The 255-nt window shown below is 37.6% G+C and carries 1 rRNA gene; it reads left to right on the top strand.

Features of this window, described 5'->3' with window-relative positions:
* Positions 1 to 151: 151 nt before the first annotated feature.
* A 23S ribosomal RNA gene (locus H5162_RS21220) occupies positions 152 to 255 on the top strand; the annotation flags it as partial.

Raw genomic sequence — 255 nt, 5'->3', positions numbered from 1 at the left:
AGTTTTCAAAAGTAAAAAAGAATGATAGCAGTATCATTCAGTGCCATTTAATGAACGTTTTACGTTTGTTGATTGGTATCTACTTTAGTATTCAATATTAACTTCTGGCGAAGTTAAACTGTCACAAAATAAAGACCCGTTTGGGTTGTATGGTTAAGTGACTAAGCGTACACGGTGGATGCCTTGGCAGTTGGAGGCGATGAAGGACGTATTAACTTGCGATAAGCCTAGTCAAGCTAGTAAAAAGCACTTGAG

Origin of the sequence: Pseudoalteromonas sp. SR41-8, from assembly GCF_014163915.1 — a bacterium.
In the GTDB taxonomy this organism is placed as follows: domain Bacteria; phylum Pseudomonadota; class Gammaproteobacteria; order Enterobacterales; family Alteromonadaceae; genus Pseudoalteromonas; species Pseudoalteromonas rhizosphaerae.
The sequence above is the reverse complement of the archived record's forward strand: the minus strand, read 5'-3'. Positions and strand labels throughout refer to the sequence as shown.